This is a genomic window from Burkholderia latens (assembly GCF_001718795.1).
Taxonomy (GTDB): domain Bacteria; phylum Pseudomonadota; class Gammaproteobacteria; order Burkholderiales; family Burkholderiaceae; genus Burkholderia; species Burkholderia latens_A.
Genome location: NZ_CP013438.1, coordinates 989,525 through 1,008,995 on the forward strand (window position 1 = coordinate 989,525; position 19,471 = coordinate 1,008,995).

Genomic DNA, 19,471 nt, shown 5'->3' on the forward strand with positions numbered 1-19,471 from the left:
TCCGCGCAGCGCGCGCGCGGATCAAGCAGCCCGGTCGTGCCGGCCGGCATCCGGCGGCAGCGCGAACACGTTGCGCGCATGCGCGGCGACGGCCGCGAGCGGCGCGGCGAACCGCGCGGCATCGGGGCGGTGCAGCAGCCACAGATCGATCTGCGGTTTGAAATCGGCGAGCGGCACGATGTCGAGCGCGTCGCGCAGCGGGCTGCCTTCGAGCAGCGGCAGCGGCATCAGCCCGACGCCGAGCCCGTTTGCGACGCTCTGCAATTGCAGGTCGCGGCCGTGGGCATCGAGCGTGACGGGCATCGGCAACCCCTGCGCGTCGAGTGCGCGGCGCAGGCCGGCACGAAAGCCGCAGCCGTCCGGATTGAGCACCCAGCCGCGCGCGTGGCAGTCGGCGAGCCGGTAGCTGCGGCGCGGCCAGTCGCCCTTGCGGCCGACCGCGACGAGCCGCGTCCCGAGCAACCGCATGCCATCGACCTGCGGCGGCAGCACCATCTCGCGGGCGAGAAACACGAGTGCCGCGTCGAGTTCACGGTGCGCGATGCGGTCGACGAGCACGCCGCCCCATGCGGTCGTGACCTGCGTCGCAAGCGCCGGCCATTGCGCGGCGAGCTGCGCGATCAGGCCGGGCAGCATCGGCTCGCCGAGCCCTTGCGTGAGCCCGACGCGGAATTCGCCTTCGGGCGGCCGCTGGCCCGCCGTCAGCTCGCGCAGCGCATCGACCTCGCGAAGGATCGAGCGGCATTGCTCGAACACCCGACGGCCGATGTCGGTCGGACGCGGCGGCTTCGTGTTGCGGTCGAGCAGCGTCACGCCGAGCGCTTCCTCGAGATTCTGCACGCGCCGCGTGATCGCGGGCTGCGTCATGCCGAGCTCCGCCGCGGCCTGGCTCAGGCTCTGACAGCGGACGACCGCTGCAAAAGCGTCGATATCGCTAATTTTCATGTTTGTTCTGCATGGTATTTCGGGTGCATCATGACTATCCATCATATTCGGCATCATATTCGAGGAGACAGCCGATGAGTACGCTTTCGTTGCAGCAGACGCCGCTGCGCCCGTTCGTCGATCGCTTCGGCGCGCTGCTCGCGTCCGGCGCGAACGAGGCGCGCATCCTCGACGACGGCGGTGCGCTGCTCGCGGCGCTCGTCGCGCGCGACGACTGGCTGCCCGACGCGTTCGCGCAGCCCGATCCGGCGCGCTACCGCCAGTACCTGCTGCATCTCGACCCCGCCGAGCGGTTTTCCGTCGTCAGCTTCGTGTGGGGGCCGGGCCAGACGACGCCGGTTCATAACCACACGGTGTGGGGGCTGATCGGGATGTTGCGCGGCGGCGAGTTTTCGCAGCCGTACCGGCTCGATGCGGCCGGCATACCGGTGCCGGGCGGCGACGCGGTGCGGCTGCGTCCGGGCGACGTCGAGGCGGTGTCGCCGCGTATCGGCGACATCCACCGCGTGACCAATGCGTTCGCCGATCAGGTATCGATCAGCATTCACGTGTACGGCGCGAACATCGGCAAGGTCGAGCGCGCGGTATTTCTCGACGACGGCACCGTGAAGCCGTTCGTTTCCGGCTATTCGAACGCATGACCGGCCGTGCCAGCGCCTGCCGTACTCGGCGCCCGGCATTCGGCGCCGCGCGCCGTTGACGGCGCCGCAGCCGGTGCCGGCCCGCAGCACGCACGACCGCCCCGTTTGTTTTCTTCACCGACTTTCCACCGAATCCGACAAAGACATCGTGACGCAATTCGCCGATTCCACTTCCCGTTTCCCCGTCGCGTCGTACCACGACGTACGCGCGCGTCTGCTGGCTCGCGACGAAATCGCGCTGATCGACGTGCGCGAGGAGGATCCCTATGCGCAAGGCCATCCGCTGTGGGCCGCCAACTTCCCGCTGTCGAAGCTCGAGCTTGACGCGTGGACGCGCATTCCGCGCCGCGACACGCCGATCGTCGTGTTCGGCGAAGCCGGCGGCGAGGATCTCGCGCCGCGCGCGGCCGACACGCTCGCGCGGCTCGGCTATAGCGACGTGCGGCTGCTCGACGGCGGCCTCGCGGGCTGGCGCGCCGCGGGCGGAGAGCTGTTCATCGACGTGAACGTGCCGAGCAAGTCGTTTGGCGAATGGGTGGAGGCCGAGCGCCATACGCCTTCGCTGTCCGCGCAGGAAGTGCAGGCGCTGATCGACGCGAAGGCCGACGTGGTGATCGTCGACGCGCGCCGGTTCGACGAATATCAGACGATGAACATTCCCACGTCGACGAGCGTGCCGGGCGCGGAGCTTGTGCTGCGCGCGCGCGCGCTCGCACCGAATCCGGCCACGCAGATCGTCGTGAATTGCGCGGGCCGCACGCGCAGCATCATCGGCACGCAATCGTTGATCAACGCGGGGGTGCCGAATCCGGTCGCCGCGCTGCGCAACGGCACGATCGGCTGGACGCTCGCCGGGCAGACGCTCGAGCGCGGTGCCGCACGGCGTTTTCCGGTCGACATCGACCCCGCGCAACGCGACGACGCCCGCCGTGCGGCGCGCGCAGTGGCCGAGCGCGCGGGCGTACCGCGCATCGCGCTCGACGACCTCGCCACGCTCGACGAGCCGGGCCGCACGCTGTACCGCTTCGACGTGCGCACGCCGGAGGAATACGAGGCCGGCCATCTGCCGGGCTTCCTGAGCACGCCGGGCGGTCAGCTCGTGCAGGAGACCGACCATCACGCGGCCGTGCGCGGCGCGCGAATCGTGCTGGCCGACGACGACGGCGTGCGCGCGGACATGACCGCGTCGTGGCTCGCGCAGATGGGCTGGGACGTGCGCGTGGTCGAGCCGGCCGGCACCGCCGCGTTCACCGAGCGCGGCCAGCCGCCGCGCGACGTGCCGGCGCCGCCGCCGGTGACAGAGGTATCGCCGGCGACGCTCGCGGGCTGGTTGAAGGAAGCTGCGGCGGACGAGATCGCGATCGTCGACGTGACGGCCAGCGCGAACTACGTGAAGCGTCATATTCCGGGCGCGTGGTTCGCCGTGCGCGCGCAGTTGCGCGACGCGCTCGCGGCGATCCCGCCGGCGAAGCGCTACGTATTCACGTGCGGCTCGAGTCTGCTCGCGCGCTTCGCCGCCGCGGACGCCCGTGCGTTGCTGCCGGCGTCAGCGTCGATCTCGGTGCTGACGGGCGGCACGGCCGCGTGGATCGATGCCGGGTTGCCGCTGGAGCAGGGCGACACGCATCTGGCGTCACCGCGTATCGACCGCTACCGCCGGCCGTACGAAGGCACCGACAATGCCGCCGCCGCGATGCAGGCGTATCTCGACTGGGAATACGGGCTGGTGGACCAGCTCAAGCGCGACGGCACGCACCACTTCCGCGTGATCTGACGGGCCCGGCGCGCCGCGACATGCGCGGCGCGCCGGCTGCCGCGCGTTCGGGGCGCTAGCGCTTGAACGTATCGACGGCCGTGCGGCCCACGGCCGGATCGTCGGTGAAGAAGCCGTCGATGCCCGCGCGCAGGTAAGCCTGGATCTCGCGCACCGAGCCGGCGGTATTGCGGGTGGCCGGCGTGCCGCCGTCCTTCAGCGAGGCGGGCAGGAAGTTGTTCTCCGGCCGGAACGTATACGGATGCACGAGGAGTCCGGCTTCGTGCGCGTAGCGCACGTACGGCGTCGGCTGCTGCAGCGTGCCGTCCGCGGACACCGCGATGATTGACGTCTTGTACGGGCCGACGCCGTTTGCATAGGACGCAATCTCGCGCATTCCGTCACGCGTCGACAGGTCGCCATAGGTGCGCTTGTCGTTCGCCTTCACGAAGTCGTACGGCCGCTGGCCGGCTTCGTCCATCAACTGCACGAGCTTCCAGTTCGGCTGGCTCGACCGGATCCGGTTGCGAATCGTCTTCAGGTTCGCGACCTCGAACGACTGGATGTAGACCGTCGCCGTGCGCGCGGTGTATGGATCCTTCAGCAACGCGTCGACGAGACGGTCCTCGAGCGGCAGGCCGATCGACTGGAAATACGTCGGGTGCTTGGTTTCCGGATACAGATGGATCGTGCGGCCCGTTTGTTCGGACAACTGTTTCGCGAGCGCGACGATCTCGTCGAAAGTCGGGATCTCGAACCGATCGTTGTACGCGGTGTTCGCCGCGCGGATCTGCGGGATGCGCTCGCGTGCGCGCAGCGTCTTGAGCTCGGCCAGCGTGAAATCTTCGGTGAACCAGCCGGTCAGCTGCGTGCCGTCGATCGTTTTCGTCGCCTTGCGGCTCGCGAACTGCGGCAGCGTTGCGACGTCGGTCGTGCCCGAAATCTCGTTCTCGTGCCGCGCGACGAGCACGCCGTCGCGGGTCGCGACGAGGTCGGGCTCGATCACGTCGGCGCCGTCCTCGATCGCCTTGCGGTACGACGCGAGCGTGTGCTCGGGGCGCAGCGCGCTGGCGCCGCGATGGCCGACGACCTGGACCTTCGCGGCGATCGGCTGGGCGAGATCGGCGGCCGCGATGTCGTCGCCGCCGCAGGCGGCAAGCAGAACGGCGGCGGCACAGGCGAACGGAATGCAGCGCAGCGCGCTCGGACGCGAGAAGAACATGTCGATGAACCTTCGAACGGGGAGTGGGGGAAAGGGCGGGCGAGCCGCGCGGAGTCGAACGGGACGCGATCGTCGCATTCGATAATCACATATGTATTACTCGCGCCTTTCCGTTTCGTTCGGGCTGCGGCGGGTTGGGCGAGCGGCGAGCGCGGCGGTGCGCGAGCACGCTTCGGCCCGTCGCTGGGGAGCCGGCGCAGCGGATGCACTAAACTTGCGGGACTTTTGCGTCGCCGCACCGGCCGACACTCGGCCTGCGCACGGCGATGCGGCGACTCGCGGGCCGGCGCGGGCGCCCGGCGCGCGCGTGCGTCCGGGCCTCGCGCCGGCCGATTTTTACCGACCCATGACGACTCATACCGATTCCGCGTACCTGCTCGGCGACCTGCTGAAGAACGTTTCCCGCTCCTTTTACCTGACGCTGCGCGTGCTGCCCGACGGCATGCGCGATCCGGTCGGGCTCGCCTACCTGCTTGCGCGCGCGGCCGACACGATCGCGGACACGGCACTCGTCGCGCCCGATCGCCGCGCGGCGTTGCTGACCGCGCTGCGCGACGACGTCGAGCGGCTCGGCGACGGCGCGGCGCTGGCGCGCGCGCTCGAGGACGTCACGCGGATGCAGACGGACTCGCACGAGCACGTGCTGCTCGGGTCGATGGAGCCGATGCTCGCGCTGTTGCACGCGCAGCCGGAAGCGGATCGCGCATCGATCCGCAAAGTCGTCGCGACGCTCACGTCGGGAATGGAATTCGACCTGCGCACATTCCCCGACGAACAATCGGGGCTGGTCGCGTCGCTGCCGAACCGCGACATGCTCGATCGCTACACGTATCTGGTTGCCGGTTGCGTCGGCGAATTCTGGACCGACATGACCGCGGCGCACACGCGGGCCGCGCGCGGCTGGGATCTCGCCGGCATGCGCGACAAGGGCATCCGCTTCGGCAAGGCGCTGCAGATGACCAACATCCTGCGCGATTGCGCGAAGGATCTCCGGATCGGCCGCTGCTATCTGCCTGACGACGTGCTGGCCGCACACCGGGTCGGCGTCGCCGAGCTGATGTCGCCGGACGCGTCGGCGCGCGCACGCGGCGTGCTGGTCGATCTCCTGCGCGTGGCGCTCGACCAGTATCGCGACGCGTGCCGTTACACGCTCGCGATTCCGCGCCGCTTCGTCCGGCTGCGGCTCGCGTGCCTGTGGCCGATCATGATCGGACTGGAAACGCTCGAACTGCTGGCCGGCCACGACGCATGGCTCGACCCCGCGCGGCCGGCAAAGGTGCCGCGCAAGCGGATCTATCGAATCATGGCATCGTCGCTCGCGCTCGTCGGCTCGAACGTGGCGATCCGCGCGCGGATGGACGCGCTGATCGGCGCGGTGAATGCGCGGATCGCGCAACCGGCAGCGCACTGAAGCGCGGTGGCGAATCCGGCGCGCGACCCGGCGCCGGTTTCGCCCGTTCTCCTCCGGCTCGCGCTCGCGGGCCCGTTCCCGTCCGATTCCCGCCACAGGCGCTGAAACGTTTTCACGATTTCGTTTCCGGAAACGTGGGTGTCATGAATGTCGGCGATCCTGCGCGGCGGCGTGATCCGCGACACCGGTTGCGGTCGCGCATTTGCAAGAAGGTCCCGCCGGAGGCGTCTGACAACATCGGACGGTCGTGCCGCACCCGTAAAAATGTAAAGCTAGGGTTTTCACCGGGAAATGCCGGAGACGCCCGTCGCGTAAGCGTTTTCAGGTGTCATGTAACCGTTTGGTGAACCCTCGCGTTGCGTCGATCATACGATGACCGACTGCGCGTATTGGGAAACGGTTGGTAATCCGTCAGAATCGCTCCGGCATGTACTCGCACATGTGTCAGTCATAAAACCACACCAGAAAAGAAATCATTCTTTGAGGACGGAGAATCAATGAAAAAGCGCGTCGCTTTCGCCATGACGGCAGCGGGTCTCGCAGCCGCTACCGCCGCCCACGCCCAGAGCAGCGTGACGCTGTACGGCATCGTCGATAACGCCATCGCGTGGCAGAACAACTCGTCGGCAGTCGGCGCGACCACGGGCGGTCACTCGAAGGTGCAGATGGCCACCGGCATCTGGGCAGGCAGCCGCTTCGGCCTGAAGGGCAGCGAAGACCTCGGCGGCGGCACGAAGGCGATCTTCCAGCTGGAAGCCGGCTTCAACGCGAACAACGGTTCGTCGCAATGGGCGAACGGCATCTTCACGCGTCAGGCGTGGGTCGGCCTGACCAACCAGACGTACGGTACGCTGACGGCAGGCCGCCAGTACACCGCGTACTACACGCTGCTGTCGCCGTACAGCCCGACGACGTGGCTGACCGGTTACTACGGCGCGCACCCGGGCGATATCGACTCGCTGGACACCACCTACCGTGCGAACAACTCGCTCGTCTACATGTCGCCGAAGTTCTACGGCTTCACGGTCGGCGGCTCGTACTCGCTCGGCGGCGTTCCGGGCAGCTTCAACCGCGGCTCGACCTGGAGCGCGGCGATCCAGTACCTGAACGGCCCGGCAGGCATCGCGGTCGGCTTCCAGAAGGTCAACAACTCGACGCTCGGCGGCGGCGCGTGGGGCGACAACTCGACGGTCACGAGCGGCGGCCAGCCGGCGGTGACGTCGATCAACAGCGGCTACCAAACGGCGCAAACGCAGCAGCGCCTGGGTGTGACGGCCGGCTACCAGTTCACGCCGGCGTGGGACGTGTCCGTGTCGTACACGAACGTCCAGTACGTGCCGGGCATCGGTTCGGGCTTCCACAACACGGCGATCTTCAACACGGCAGGCGCCGTGCTGCACTGGAAGGCAGCCCCGCAGTGGGACTTCGCGGCAGGCTACTCGTACACGGCAGCGACGCAGTCGAACGGCATCTCGAGCGCGGCCAAGTACCACCAGGTCACGCTGTCGCAGTACTACAGCCTGTCGAAGCGCACGGGCTTGTACGCGGTTGAGGCTTACCAGCACGCTAGCGGCAACACGCTGAACAAGGCCGGCGGCATCCAGGCGGCAACGACGTCGATCGGCGACGGCGTCGGCGCAGGTTCGAAGCAGAACCAGATCGCGGCCGGCGTCGGCCTGATCCACCGCTTCTGATGTCGCGCGGCGCGCAAGCGCCGCTCATGGCATGCGGTATCCGCGAACCGGCCTTCGGGCCGGTTTTTTCATGGGCGCGTGCTTTGCGTCTCCGATGCGGCACGCGCCCCTGCAGCGGCCTTACCGATCGAGCGGCGATTTCAGCGGATCGTGTTCGCCGGTGAGCCCGAACACGACGAGCTGCGCGGGCTCGGTCGCACTGGCGTTGCGCGACACCTGATGGCGCGAGCCGGGCGGTTCGTACCAGCCTTCGCCGGCACGATAGCGCTGCACGGGGCCGTCGTTCACCTGCGACAGCACTTCACCCTTCGACACGACCGCGAACACCGAGCCGAGATGCCGGTGCGGCTCGGACGCCTGACCGGGCGCGTAGTCGACAGTCGCGACGACGGCGAGCTTGCCGGGCGCGTCGGGCACGGGCCGCCGCATGATCGCGTGAACGTTACCGCCGTCGTCGTGCGCATCGGCGGCGGCCGGCAGCGCAGTGCCGAGCGCGAGCGCCGCACACACCAGCGCGCGGCCGAGCGTGGGTCGGGAGCGCATCATCGTCGCCCCCTTACTCGGGCATCTTGCGGAACGCGACCGCCAGGCGGTTCCACGAGTTGATCGTCGCGATCAGCATCGACAGGTCGAACAGCTCTTCGTCGCTGAAATGCGGTTTCACGGCTTCCCACACGGCATCCGGCACGTGGTTGTCGGCGATAAGCGTCAGCGCTTCCGTCCATTCGAGCGCCGCGCGTTCGCGCTCGGTGAAGAACGGCGTTTCGCGCCACGTGACCACGGTCGCGAGACGGCGGTCCGTTTCGCCGCCCTTGCGCGCATCGGCGGTATGCATGTCGACGCAGAACGCGCAGCCGTTGATCTGCGACGCGCGCAGCCGTACGAGTTCGGCGAGCGGCTTTTCGATCGAACTCTTCGCGAGGAATTCCTCGGCGTTGCGCATCACCTTGATCGCGTTCGGGCTGGCGGCATAGAAGTTCAGGCGCGGTTGCATGGCAGGTCCTCTTTCGGTTGGTGCGCACGGTGGCGCGACAGAACCCACTTTAAGCATTCGACTGGACTGCCTGAATGGCCAATTTCAAGAAAAATCAGGTAACCAGTGACGAGCCGGTCGGATGCGCTGCATCGAGCAGCGCGGCCAGTTTCGCAAGCGCGGTGTCGATGCGCACCGTGTCGATCCCGCCATAGCCGAACAGCAGCCCCGCACGCGCTGTCGAGCCGACGTGAAACGCCGAGATCCCGTACAGCCCGATGTCGTGCGTGCGGGCCGTGCGGATCAACGCGGCTTCGTCGAGCCCCGGTTTCAGGTGCGCGGCGAGATGGATGCCGGCCGTCGGCGCGATCGTGTCGAACCACGGCGCGAGGCCGCCGCGCAAATGCGCGAGCAGCATCTTGCGGCGCGCGTCGTAGTGCTTCTGCACGCGCCGCAGGTGGCGTGCGAAATCGCCTTCGAGCATGAAACGCGCGAGCGCGGCCTGCGTCAGCGTGCAGGTGTGCCAGTCGACGAGCTGCTTCGCTTTCGCGAGCGCGCCGCGCAGCGCGCGCGGCGGTATCGCGTAGCCGATCCGCAGCTCCGGAAAGATCGTCTTCGAGAACGTGCCGACGTACGCGACGAGGCCCGTGCGGTCGAGGCTCTTCAGCGATTCCACCGGCCGGCCCTCGAAGCGGAATTCGCCGTCGTAGTCGTCTTCGATGATCACCGCGCGGCGGCGCTGCGCCCATTCGAGCAGGGCGATGCGCCGGTCCAGCGACATCGGCATGCCGAGCGGGAACTGGTGCGACGGCGTCACGTAGACGAGGCGCGCTTCGTCGGGCAGCCGTTCGGTGACGATGCCGTGCGCATCCACCGGCACGCCGATCACCGTCGCGCCCAGCGACGCGAACGCCGCGCGTGCCGGCGGGTAGCCGGGATTTTCGACCGCGACGACGTCGCCCGGCCGCACGACCACGCGCGCGATCAGGTCGAGCGCCTGTTGCGCGCCTTGCGTAACGAGCACGTCGTCCCAGCCGCATGCGACCGCGCGGCTGAACGCGACGTAGCGTGCGATCGCGCCGCGCAGTTGCGGATCGCCGGCCGGGTCGTGGTACTGGCCGGGGCCGCGGGCCTGTTGGCGCAACGCGTGATGCAGGCAGCGGCGCCATGCGTCGAACGGGAACAGTGCCTTGTCGGTCACGCCGCCGCGGAAATCGAACGCGGGCGTGTGCTGCGGCGCGGGCATCGCGAGCGCGTCGGGCAGCTCGTTCCACAGCGCGCGTGCGTCGACCGCGTGGACGGCCGGCGTGTCGTCGACGAGCGAAGGCGCCGCCCGCTCCGCATGCGGCACGCGCGCAAGCCCGCCGGCGACGAACGTGCCGTCGCCCGCGCGCGTCGTCAGATAGCCTTCCGCGACGAGGCGCTCGAACGCGTCGAGCGTCGTCTTGCGCGACACGCCGAGCTGTTTCGCGAGATCGCGCGTAGACGGGAGCCGGGCGCCGCCTTCGAGCCGCCCGTCGACGATCGCCGTGCGCAGTTGCCGGAAGATCTGCCCGGTCAGGTCGTGACGGCCTTCGATTAGGATCGCGATGTCCATCGCAGTGGTTACCTCGGAATGCGGAATTTGACGGCGATCAGCATACCGGAACCGGGGGCGCGAACGACGGACCTCGCGCGCGGTGGCGTCCATCCAGCCAATGCGGCGCGCGCCGCGCCGCGGTTGGACGCCTGTTGGCGCCCTGCATCGATTCCGCAACACGGCGCATGTTCGGGATGCGGCCGGCTCGCGCGTCGCGCCGCTCGCTGCACGGCCGCGCCATTCGATTGGACCGCCGCCCGCCGCTGCCTTACGATCCACCCAACCGCCCGACCGGAGTGCTCCCGATGTTGTCCCAAGACGAACTCGCGCTGCTCGATGCGATCCGCGCCACCGGCAGCCTGTCGCGGGCCGCCGCGCGGCTCGGCAAGGCGCCGTCGACGGTGTCGCATGCGGCGCGGCAGCTCGAAGCGCGCTTCGATGCGCTGCTGTTCGACCGCCGCGGCTATCGGCTTCGACTGACGCCCGCGGGCCAGCTGCTGACCGACGAGGCGTCGCGCTGGACGTCGCGCGGCTCGCGCAGCGCGTGCGGCAGGTTGCGAGCGGCTGGGAGGACCGGCTGTGGATCGTCAGCGACGAGGCGCTCGAGTTCGACACGCTGCTGCCGGTGATCCGCGCGTTCGACGCGCTCGATTCGGGCGTGTCGCTACGCTTTACGCACGAGGTGCTCGCCGGCACGTGGGAGGCGTTGCGCGACGGCCGTGCCGATCTGGTCGTCGGCGCGACCAACGAGCCTCCGGCAATTCCGGGCTTCAAGTGGTTCGAACTCGGTGCGATGGACTGGGTGTTCGCGGTTTCTCCGCGTCATCCGCTTGCGTCGGCGGCCGGCCCGCTGACCCGCGACGCGATCGGCGCGCATCGCGCAATCGTCGTCGCCGATTCGTCGCGGCTGGCTGTCGGGCGCGTATACGGGCTGCTTGGTGGCCAGCCGGTGCTCGCGGTGCCGTCGATGCGCGCGAAGATCCTCGCGCAGCGCGACGCGCTCGGCGTCGGCTGGGTGCCGCGCCGGCGCGTGGCGTCGCTGCTGACGCGCGGCGAGCTGGTCGAGAAGGAAACGGCCGATCCGCGCGAGCCGAATGTGCTGTACGTCGCGTGGCGCGGCGAGCGCGAGGGCCGTGCGCTGCAATGGTGGCTGGAGCAACTGCGCGAACCGCGGCTCGCGCAGCGGCTGCTCGACGGGATCGACGTGTCGGTCTGATCCGGCAGCACACGCGAGTGGCGGGCGGGTTCCGGTCAACACGTTCGAAGATTTCGAACGTGTCCGTCACCGCTGTCGTACGGCAAGGCGAAACGCGGCGCGCATCCTGTGTTCACGGTCAACTCACCGGTTCAAGGAGAACATCATGCAACGCTTCGAAGGAAAGACGGTACTGGTCACGGGCGGCAACAGCGGCATCGGCCTGGCGGCCGCACGGGCATTCGCGGCAGAGGGCGCGCGCGTCATCATCACCGGCCGCGACGAGCAGACGCTTGCCGCGGCGCGCGACACGCTGGGCGACGGCGCGCTCGCGATTCGCAACGAGGCCGGCAGCGTCGCGTCGGCGCGGGCGCTCGCGGATGCGATTGCGGCGTCCGGTGCGCGGCTCGACGCCGTGTTCGTCAACGCAGGCGTCGCGAAACTCGCGCCGTTCGAGGATAGCGACGAGGCGTTGTGGGATCTCGTGTTCAACACCAACGTGAAAGGCGCGTATTTCCAGATCCAGGCACTGGTGCCGCTGCTGAATCGCGGCGCGTCGATCGTGATCAACGGCTCGATCAACGCGCATATCGGGATGCCGGGCTCGTCCGTCTACGCGGCAAGCAAGGCGGCCGTCAATTCGTTCGCGAAGACGCTGTCGGCCGAGCTGCTGCCGCACGGCGTGCGCGTGAACGTGGTGAGCCCCGGGCCGGTGCAGACGCCGCTGTACGGCAAGCTCGGGTTCGACGCGGCGACGCTCGACGCAACCGCCGACAAGATCAAGGGCCTCGTGCCGATCGGCCGGTTCGGCACGCCGGACGAAATCGCGTCGACGGTGCTGCACCTGAGCGCGCCGGAGTCCGCGTTCATCGTCGGCGCGGAGATCATTGCGTCGGGCGGGATGGGCTTGCTCTGAGCGTGAAAGCGCGGATCCGGCGACGCGGCATCGGCCGACGCGATGTCGGGCGGTGCCGCGTCGCCGTGCGGCCGCTGCGCGCTAGCGCGAAGCACAGGCATCGCGGGCGTCGTCGGCACGATCGCCGCCGTGGAGTTGCGTCACCGTCAGCCCCGAGAACATTGCACTGCCGTGCTCCGCGAATACGGCGACGCGATCGGCGTCGCGTGGCGGAAAAACGAGGTCCGTCAGCACCGTGCGGCCGCCGTTCGCGAACACTTCGACCGAACCGCGATCGACGACGATTTCAAGCCGCAACCGCCCATCGTCGAGCGGCAGGTCGACGATGTGCTCGCTGCTGAACCGGCCGCTGAAATCCGTGGCCCCCGAACGTGAGCGGTCGAGCGTCAGCGTGCGTTTCGCCGTGTCGTATGCGATCCGCGTGCCGATCGCGCCGTCCGCCGAGCCGCGGACGATCAATCCGGCACGGGCCGCGCGCCGCGGTTCGAGCGTCACCGTGATGCGCTGCACGATACCGCGCGTCGCGGCCGGCAACACGCGCGTGGCCGAGTCGACGGTCAGATCGCCTGCGTGCACGGCGGGCTGCCGGTCGGCCCACGCATCGAATGCGGCGGCGGGCGTGACGACGAGCGTCGGTTCGCCGCCGATCGTTTTCAGCGCGAGTTCGCGCGGCAACGTCGCGGCGCCGCGCCACGGCGTGGTCGGCACGTGCGCCGCGTAATCCCAGTTGCTCATCCACGCGATCGCGACCGGGCGCGCGCCCGGTGCACCGGAGAACGTGCCGGCCGCATAGAAGTCGGCGCCATGATCGACCCAGCGGAACTGCGCGGGATCGGATCCGGCGGGTGCGACGCGGTCCGGGACGAACGTGCGGCCGTCGAAGTCCCCGACGAAGTACATCGCGCCGGACCCGCCCGCGATCGACCATGGATTGACGTTCACGATCATCACCCATTTGATGCGCCGCGGATCGTCGTCGACGGGCAGCGGCACGAGGTCGGGCATTTCCCACAGCGCGCCGGCGTGCGGCACGTCCGGCAGCGTGAAGTCGCTGAGGAACGACCAGTGGATCAGATCGTCGGAGCGGTAGAGCTTCACGACCTGCGCGTCGGCGACGACCGTCGTCATCAGCCAGTAGCGTCCGGGCGCGTACCACGACACCTTCGGGTCGCGGAACTGCTTCGATTCGGGATCGAGCGTGAGCACGGGGTTGTGCGCATACGGCTGCCACGTCGCGCCGTGGTCGAGACTGTACGCGAGCGATTGCGCCTGCGTGCCCGGTGCGTGGCCGGAACCGGCCGTGTAGACGCTCGTGTAAAGCGCGACGAGCGGCGTGCTGCCCGGCGCGCCGAGACCGGACGTGTTGCGCGTATCGGCGACGATCGAGCCGGAGAAAATTTCTTCCGTCGCGTTCGCGCGCATTGCGACCGGCTGCTCGCGCCAATGGACGAGATCGGTGCTGGTCGCGTGACCCCACGACATGTTGCCCCAGTCGTGGCCGGAGGGGTTGTACTGGTAGAACAGGTGATAGCGGCCGTGTTCGTAGACGAGGCCGTTCGGATCGTTCATCCAGTTGCGTTGCGGCGTGTAGTGCAGCGCGGGCCGCCATTGCGGCGTGGCGGCCGCGGGCGGCGCCGCGCATGCCGCGTGCGCAGTCTGCATGCCGGCGGCACACAGCAGCGCCAGTTTGGCGAGCCGGAATGAAAAGCGGAAAAACGTCGATGTCGTGCGCAAATCGTGCAGCTCCTCGCGCGAACGGAGCGACGCGCGGATGCAGCCGGAACCGGCGACATCCGCGCTCGCGAATCGAAAAAAAGCAGGCGCACACGCGACACGCGCGATGCGCACCTGCGCAACGGGCTGGACTATGCAGCCGCGATCGTTACGGCCGCGTGCCAGGGCCGCCGTCGTTGTGACCGGCGCCGGTTGCCGGCAGGTTCGACGGAATGTCGCCGTAGCCGCCGAGGCCGCCGCGGCCGTAGAAGCGGTCGACCGCCGTCGACGTGCCGTTGATGTTGACCTTCACCGTCGGCGCGAGCGTACCGCCGCGGCGCGGTCCGATCGCATCGATGAACGACTCGACGAGCCCGCCCGGCATCACGTAGTGCGAATACGACTGGAATTCGCGCGGGTTCTGGTTCGGATCCTGCGCATACGGCGCGCCGGCCGGCGCGGAGAAGTCGGTCGGATTGCCGAGCACGAGCCCGCTGCCGCCGTTCAGCGGCTGGAAGTCGCTGCGGATGCCGTTGCCGACGAAGCCGTAGACGCCGTCCGGCCCGTCGACGCCCGCGGCCATCGTCGTGCGGTGGCTGATCGTGAACAGGTAGTACTTGCCGTCCTTCAGATAGATCTGCGGCCGCTCGGTCTGGTCGTCGACGCAGTTCGCCGACAGGATCGGCGGCAGGAACTTCCATTCGGTCAGTTGCGGGTTGGTCGCGACGGCCAGGCCGACATTGGCCTTTTGATACACTGCGCCCGAGTTCATCACCGCGTTGAGATCCTCCCTGGACGGATCGTTCGGCGCATAGCCGAGGTCGGCCTCGGTGCAGGTGCGCGCGCCGCGCTGGCCGCCGGTATTGCCTTCGAACACCATGTAGGTCTTGCCCGGATGTGCGGGATCGGTGAACACGAACGGATCGCGGAACGAGAAGTAGGTGTTCTGCTGACCCGTCTGGTAGTAATTGCCGTCCGGCTGCAGCAGCGCCTTGTGATCGTCGAAGCCGGTGAACCACACGTGCTTGTCGTCGGCGTGGATGTGTCCGTCGGCGCGCGTGATGATCGCCTGCGGCGGGGTGATGTCGGCGCCGCCGGGCGCGGAGCGGTTGAACGACGTCGCGGTGTAGTAGAGGCTCACGTTATCGCCGTGCGTGAGGCGCGCGGAACCCGACCATTCGGCGTTGTTGGTCATCGGCGACGTGCCGAACACCTTCACGCTCGCGCCGTCCGGGAACAGGTGGCCGCCCCAGGTCCAGCCGCCGTTTGCGGGCCGTTGCGACGCGGGCACGCCGGCACGGCGATAGAAGAAGCCGATGCGTGCATGAACGTGGCGATCGTCGAACGTGTAGCCCGCGTGTGGGTCGGCGGTCAGCGAGAAGATCACTTCCCAGCCTTTGTAGCTGAGCTGGTTCGCGCGGAGGTCGGCCAGCGGCCACGTATCCCACACCCAGACGTTCGGGTTGATCAGCGGGAAATCCTGCGGGATGTCCGGCATCGTCAGCGCTTGCGGCAGCGAGTTGCGGTCCGCGCCGGCGGTGTGCGACTGCGCGACGATCTGGCGAATGTCGGCGCGGGTCCAGCGCATCGTGAAGTTGCTTTCGGGATCGTAGGCCTGCTGCGTATGCGGCGTCGGCGCGGGAGCGCCGGCGGTCTGCGCGTGCGCGACCGACGCGAAGGCGACCATTGCGGTGCCGGCGAACAGCAAACGTTTGGCCGCAGTCGCGCGGCAAAAGGGGAAGTAAGTCATGTCGGCGTTGTCTTACGTTGACGGTGAATGGGAATGGCTGCGGCGGCATTGATGCCCAAACCGGTTTGGATGCTATTTCAAACCGGTTTGGACGTCAAAAGATAAATATTTGACGGTAATAACTGCCATCCAGGAAATAATTGCCGATTCGACGGTATTCGGCCGGATGGGATGCACAACGCGAGGAGCGACGTGAAGGTGAATCTGAAGGCGCTGTCGGACGCGCTCGGCCTGTCCCGCACGACAGTCAGCCGCGCGCTGAACGGCTATGACGACGTGAGCGAGGTGACGCGCGCGCGCGTGATGAAGGTGGCGCGCGAGCTCGGCTATGTCGCCGATCCGACCGCGCGCCGGCTCGCAACGGGGCGTGCCGATACGATCGGCATCATTTATCCGTTCGGCGCAGGCGATCTCGGCGATCCGCGCTTTGGCGAAGTCGTCGCGGGCATTACCGAGCGGCTCGCCGAACGCAATCTCGACTTCATCATCGCAGCGGCGCGGCCGAACGCCGAACTGGATACGTATCGGCGGCTCGTCGACGGCAAGCTGGTCGACGGGCTGATCGTTGCGCGCACGCTTGTCGACGATCCGCGGCTCGCGTACCTGCGGGCGAACGCGTTTCCGTACGTCGCGTATGGCCGCACGCAGACCGCCGAGCCGTATGCGTGGTTCGACTTCGACAACGAGGCGGGCGCGCGCGATGCGGTGCGGCGGCTGATCGGGTTCGGTCATCGACGGATCGCGATGATCAGTGCGCCGCTGTCGCTGAACTTCGCGATGCAGCGTCGCGCGGGCTATCTCGCGGCGCTGCGCGAAGCCGGCATCGCGCCCGATCCGGCGCTCCTCGTCGAATGCGCGTTCACGCGGGACGGCGGGCAGCAGGGCGCGCACGCGCTGCTCGCATTGGCGGAACGCCCGACCGCGCTGCTCGTCGACAACAACATCGCGGGCGGCGGCGCGTTTCGGGCGCTGCTCGACAGCGGCGTGCGCCCGGGAACGGACATGTCGCTGATCGTCTATGACGGCGTGCCGGCGGACGTCGCGTATCCGCATCGCGTAACGGCGGTCGTGCAGCCAACCGGCCACGCGACGGGGCGTGCGTTGGCGGAACTGATGCTCGGGCTGCTCACGCAGGGCGTTCATGGCGAGCGGTTGGAGACGCCGGTAATCGAGGCGGGCGATACGGACGGGCCGCCGCACGGCTGACCGGGGCGGCGGCGGGGCGAGGCGCGCGGCGCGCGCGCCCGCGAGCCGCTGCTTACGAGTCCGCCGGCCGCCAAAGCCATATCGAACGCAGGGATGTTTCTAGACGACCGGTCTAATCCGAGGCTATCATCCGTTCTCGTGAACGCGAGGCTGCTCCTCCAGCATGCAGTTGTGGCGCGACAATGCAGTGCATTGCCGCCGCCGATCGCATCCCGCCCTCGTTTTTTCTGGTCCGTTTCTAGACGACTGGTCTAATAGGCGGTTCAAATTTTTCGGCAGACGCGTCGCACGTTGGCGCATGCGCGCAGCCTAACCGGCAGGCGAGGCCGCCGTCGCGGCGGGCACGCCGGATGCGCTGCGCTGCCGCAGCGACGCGGCCCCGTTCTCCCATTTCGAAGGAGTGTCCGATCATGAAGATTCTGGTTGTTCTGACATCGCATGACACGCTCGGCGATACCGGCAAGAAAACCGGCTTCTGGCTCGAGGAACTGGCCGCGCCGTACTACGCGTTCAAGGATGCCGGAGTCGAACTCACGCTGGCGTCGCCGAAGGGCGGCCAGCCGCCGCTCGACCCGAAAAGCAGCGATCCGGCCGCGCAAACCGACGCGACGCGCCGCTTCGACGCGGATGCGGCTGCCAAGGCCGAGCTCGCCGCGACGCGCAAGCTGGCCGACGTGTCGATTGACGATTACGACGCGGTGTTCTACCCGGGCGGGCACGGCCCATTGTGGGATCTCGCCGAAGATCTGCACTCGATCGGCCTGATCGAGCGTGCGTTGACGGCCGGCAAGCCGGTCGCGACCGTGTGTCATGCGCCCGGCGTGCTGCGCCACGTGAAAGACCCGAAAACCGGCGAGTCGGTCGTGCGCGGCAAGCGCGTGACCGGCTTCACCAACAGCGAGGAAGCGGCCGTCGAGCTGACGGAAGTCGTACCGTTTCTCGTCGAGGACATGCTGAAGACCAACGGCGCGCAGTTCGAGCGCAGCGCCGACTGGGCGCCGCATGTCGTCACCGACGGGCTGCTGATCACGGGGCAGAACCCCGCATCGTCGGCGCCCGCGGCCGAGGCGCTGCTCGCGAAGCTCGGCCGCCCGTAAGCCGGCCGCGGCGCCGGCGCCGCCGGCGTCAGGCCGTTTCCGCCGCCGGGCTCGATTCACCCCGCGGCGGCCCGAATCGTTCCGTCGTGCGTACTGCGCGGCGGCTCATCCAGTCGTTTCGCAGAACCAATCAAAGGAGTGGTGGATGTCTGCCCTGTTCGAACCGTTCAAACTCAAGGACGTTACGCTGCGCAACCGCATCGCGGTGCCGCCGATGTGCCAGTACGTCGCCGAAGACGGCGTCGTCAACGACTGGCATCACGTGCATCTGGCCGGCATCGCGCGCGGCGGTGCGGGCCTCGTGATCGCCGAGGCGACGGCCGTGTCGCCGGAAGGCCGCATCACGCCGGGCTGCGCCGGTCTGTGGACCGATGCGCAGGCCGACGCATTCGCGCCGTCCGTCGCGGCGATCAAGGCGGCCGGCGCGGTGCCCGGCATCCAGATCGCGCACGCGGGCCGCAAGGCGAGCGCGAACCGTCCGTGGGAAGGCGACGATCATATTCCTGAAGGGGATCCGCGCGGCTGGCAGACCATCGCCCCGTCGGCGATCCCGTTCGGCGCGCACCTGCCGAAGACGCCGCGCGCGATGACGCACGACGACATCGCCCGTGTTCAGGCCGACTTCGTCGCGTCGGCGAAGCGCGCCCGCGACCTCGGTTTCGAATGGCTCGAGCTGCACTTCGCGCACGGCTATCTCGGCCAGAGCTTCTTCTCGGTGCACTCGAACCGGCGCGACGACGAGTACGGCGGTTCGGCCGAGAACCGCGGCCGTTTCCTCGTGGACACGCTGAAGGCCGTTCGTCAGGTGTGGCCGGAGCACCTGCCGCTGACTGCGCGTCTCGGCGTGATCGAATACGACGGCCGCGATGAAGAGACGCTCGCCGAATCGATCGCGCTCACGCGACGGATGAAGGAGGAGGGGCTCGACATGCTCAGCGTGTCGGTCGGCTTCTCGACGCCCGATGCGCAGATTCCGTGGGGACCGGCGTTCCTCGCGCCGATCGCCGAGCGCGTGCGGCGCGAGGCCGGCCTGCCGGTGTCGTCCGCATGGGGAATCGACACGCCGCAACTCGCCAATCGCGTCGTGGCCGAACAGCAGCTCGACCTGGTGATGGTCGGCCGCGCGCATCTGGCCGACCCGCACTGGCCGTACTACGCGGCCAAGCAGCTCGGCGTCGAACGTCCGTCGTGGACGTTGCCTGCGCCGTACGCGCACTGGCTCGAGCGCTACCGCGTCGCCGACAAGGCGGCCTGAGCGCCGCTCGCGCCGCGCGACGCCGCCGCGTCGGCGGCGCGCATTTGACAATGCTTGGCATGCCGCGCGCATGCGATTGCGGGATCGATGGATAGAATGGCGGTTCGATCAGGCTTCCAGC

At 68.5% G+C, this 19,471-nt stretch carries 15 protein-coding genes and 1 pseudogene; 9 read left to right on the top strand and 7 right to left on the bottom strand.

All coding sequences use genetic code 11. The features are described 5' to 3' along the window. Positions 1-21: 21 nt before the first annotated feature. Positions 22-945 carry a LysR family transcriptional regulator gene (locus WK25_RS23785; RefSeq protein WP_069242909.1) on the bottom strand — a complete coding sequence of 308 codons (924 nt, stop codon included), beginning with the start codon at positions 943-945 and terminating at the stop codon, positions 22-24. A 74-nt stretch (positions 946-1,019) separates the two neighbouring features. Between WK25_RS23785 and WK25_RS23790 the strand changes: the two genes are divergently transcribed. Beyond that, a complete protein-coding gene (locus tag WK25_RS23790) occupies positions 1,020-1,586 on the top strand; it encodes a cysteine dioxygenase (RefSeq protein ID WP_069242910.1) in 567 nt (188 codons plus the stop codon). A gap of 148 nt (positions 1,587-1,734) precedes the next feature. After that, positions 1,735-3,360: a rhodanese-related sulfurtransferase gene (locus WK25_RS23795; RefSeq protein WP_069243522.1), complete on the top strand. Its 1,626-nt coding sequence runs from the start codon at positions 1,735-1,737 to the stop codon at positions 3,358-3,360. 55 nt (positions 3,361-3,415) lie between these two features. Here WK25_RS23795 and WK25_RS23800 read toward each other — a convergent pair whose 3' ends face one another. Next, positions 3,416-4,561 carry a glycerophosphodiester phosphodiesterase gene (locus tag WK25_RS23800; protein WP_040139707.1) on the bottom strand — a complete coding sequence of 382 codons (1,146 nt, stop codon included), beginning with the start codon at positions 4,559-4,561 and terminating at the stop codon, positions 3,416-3,418. A 346-nt stretch (positions 4,562-4,907) separates the two neighbouring features. On the opposite strand from WK25_RS23800, the gene WK25_RS23805 reads away from it, so the two are divergent. Continuing rightward, positions 4,908-5,972 (top strand): phytoene/squalene synthase family protein, encoded by a 1,065-nt coding sequence (locus WK25_RS23805; protein WP_040139708.1) that lies wholly within the window; start codon positions 4,908-4,910, stop codon positions 5,970-5,972. A 497-nt stretch (positions 5,973-6,469) separates the two neighbouring features. Then, positions 6,470-7,666, top strand: coding sequence for a porin (locus tag WK25_RS23810; RefSeq protein ID WP_059546788.1), 1,197 nt, complete (start codon positions 6,470-6,472; stop codon positions 7,664-7,666). A gap of 120 nt (positions 7,667-7,786) precedes the next feature. Here the strand turns inward: WK25_RS23810 and WK25_RS23815 are convergent, their stop codons facing one another. The 3 genes from WK25_RS23815 to WK25_RS23825 all read right to left on the bottom strand — a co-directional run bounded on the left by WK25_RS23815 (position 7,787) and on the right by WK25_RS23825 (position 10,236). Continuing rightward, positions 7,787-8,212 carry a cupin domain-containing protein gene (locus WK25_RS23815; RefSeq protein WP_040139710.1) on the bottom strand — a complete coding sequence of 142 codons (426 nt, stop codon included), beginning with the start codon at positions 8,210-8,212 and terminating at the stop codon, positions 7,787-7,789. 10 nt (positions 8,213-8,222) lie between these two features. After that, entirely contained in the window at positions 8,223-8,660 is a 438-nt protein-coding gene (locus WK25_RS23820) for a carboxymuconolactone decarboxylase family protein (protein ID WP_040139711.1), read from the bottom strand. Positions 8,661-8,754: 94 nt separating this feature from the next. Beyond that, positions 8,755-10,236 (bottom strand): PLP-dependent aminotransferase family protein, encoded by a 1,482-nt coding sequence (locus WK25_RS23825; RefSeq protein ID WP_069242911.1) that lies wholly within the window; start codon positions 10,234-10,236, stop codon positions 8,755-8,757. 287 nt (positions 10,237-10,523) lie between these two features. Between WK25_RS23825 and WK25_RS23830 the strand changes: the two are divergent. Both WK25_RS23830 and WK25_RS23835 read left to right on the top strand, forming a co-directional pair. Continuing rightward, positions 10,524-11,434, top strand: a pseudogene (locus tag WK25_RS23830) (LysR family transcriptional regulator). 145 nt (positions 11,435-11,579) lie between these two features. Continuing rightward, positions 11,580-12,329 (top strand): SDR family oxidoreductase, encoded by a 750-nt coding sequence (locus WK25_RS23835; RefSeq protein ID WP_040139715.1) that lies wholly within the window; start codon positions 11,580-11,582, stop codon positions 12,327-12,329. An 81-nt stretch (positions 12,330-12,410) separates the two neighbouring features. Here WK25_RS23835 and WK25_RS23840 read toward each other — a convergent pair whose 3' ends face one another. Continuing rightward, complete coding sequence (locus WK25_RS23840; RefSeq protein ID WP_226209101.1) at positions 12,411-13,991, bottom strand: glycoside hydrolase family 32 protein; 1,581 nt, start codon at positions 13,989-13,991, stop codon at positions 12,411-12,413. Between the two features lie 220 nt (positions 13,992-14,211). Then, on the bottom strand, positions 14,212-15,792 hold the full coding sequence (locus WK25_RS23845; protein ID WP_040139716.1) for a glycoside hydrolase family 68 protein: 1,581 nt from the start codon (positions 15,790-15,792) through the stop codon (positions 14,212-14,214). Between the two features lie 171 nt (positions 15,793-15,963). Here WK25_RS23845 and WK25_RS23850 point away from each other — a divergent pair, with 171 nt between their 5' ends. From WK25_RS23850 to WK25_RS23860, 3 genes are all read left to right on the top strand, one after another. Continuing rightward, entirely contained in the window at positions 15,964-16,998 is a 1,035-nt protein-coding gene (locus tag WK25_RS23850; protein WP_069242912.1) for a substrate-binding domain-containing protein, read from the top strand. Positions 16,999-17,408: 410 nt separating this feature from the next. Next, positions 17,409-18,095, top strand: coding sequence for a type 1 glutamine amidotransferase domain-containing protein (locus WK25_RS23855; RefSeq protein ID WP_040139718.1), 687 nt, complete (start codon positions 17,409-17,411; stop codon positions 18,093-18,095). Between the two features lie 145 nt (positions 18,096-18,240). Next, complete coding sequence (locus WK25_RS23860) at positions 18,241-19,350, top strand: NADH:flavin oxidoreductase/NADH oxidase (RefSeq protein ID WP_069242913.1); 1,110 nt, start codon at positions 18,241-18,243, stop codon at positions 19,348-19,350. Positions 19,351-19,471 lie beyond the last annotated feature (121 nt).

What these genes read in the sequence shown, in the direction of transcription:
- WK25_RS23860 (WP_069242913.1), top strand. Translation starts at nt 18,241, where the DNA reads ATGTCTGCCCTGTTCGAACCGTTCAAACTCAAGGACGTTACGCTGCGC.
- WK25_RS23850 (WP_069242912.1), top strand. Translation starts at nt 15,964, where the DNA reads ATGCACAACGCGAGGAGCGACGTGAAGGTGAATCTGAAGGCGCTGTCG.
- WK25_RS23810 (WP_059546788.1), top strand. Translation starts at nt 6,470, where the DNA reads ATGAAAAAGCGCGTCGCTTTCGCCATGACGGCAGCGGGTCTCGCAGCC.
- WK25_RS23825 (WP_069242911.1), bottom strand. Translation starts at nt 10,236, where the DNA reads ATGGACATCGCGATCCTAATCGAAGGCCGTCACGACCTGACCGGGCAG.
- WK25_RS23835 (WP_040139715.1), top strand. Translation starts at nt 11,580, where the DNA reads ATGCAACGCTTCGAAGGAAAGACGGTACTGGTCACGGGCGGCAACAGC.
- WK25_RS23840 (WP_226209101.1), bottom strand. Translation starts at nt 13,991, where the DNA reads ATGCAGACTGCGCACGCGGCATGCGCGGCGCCGCCCGCGGCCGCCACG.
- WK25_RS23805 (WP_040139708.1), top strand. Translation starts at nt 4,908, where the DNA reads ATGACGACTCATACCGATTCCGCGTACCTGCTCGGCGACCTGCTGAAG.
- WK25_RS23800 (WP_040139707.1), bottom strand. Translation starts at nt 4,561, where the DNA reads ATGTTCTTCTCGCGTCCGAGCGCGCTGCGCTGCATTCCGTTCGCCTGT.
- WK25_RS23815 (WP_040139710.1), bottom strand. Translation starts at nt 8,212, where the DNA reads ATGATGCGCTCCCGACCCACGCTCGGCCGCGCGCTGGTGTGTGCGGCG.
- WK25_RS23845 (WP_040139716.1), bottom strand. Translation starts at nt 15,792, where the DNA reads ATGACTTACTTCCCCTTTTGCCGCGCGACTGCGGCCAAACGTTTGCTG.
- WK25_RS23855 (WP_040139718.1), top strand. Translation starts at nt 17,409, where the DNA reads ATGAAGATTCTGGTTGTTCTGACATCGCATGACACGCTCGGCGATACC.
- WK25_RS23790 (WP_069242910.1), top strand. Translation starts at nt 1,020, where the DNA reads ATGAGTACGCTTTCGTTGCAGCAGACGCCGCTGCGCCCGTTCGTCGAT.
- WK25_RS23785 (WP_069242909.1), bottom strand. Translation starts at nt 945, where the DNA reads ATGAAAATTAGCGATATCGACGCTTTTGCAGCGGTCGTCCGCTGTCAG.
- WK25_RS23820 (WP_040139711.1), bottom strand. Translation starts at nt 8,660, where the DNA reads ATGCAACCGCGCCTGAACTTCTATGCCGCCAGCCCGAACGCGATCAAG.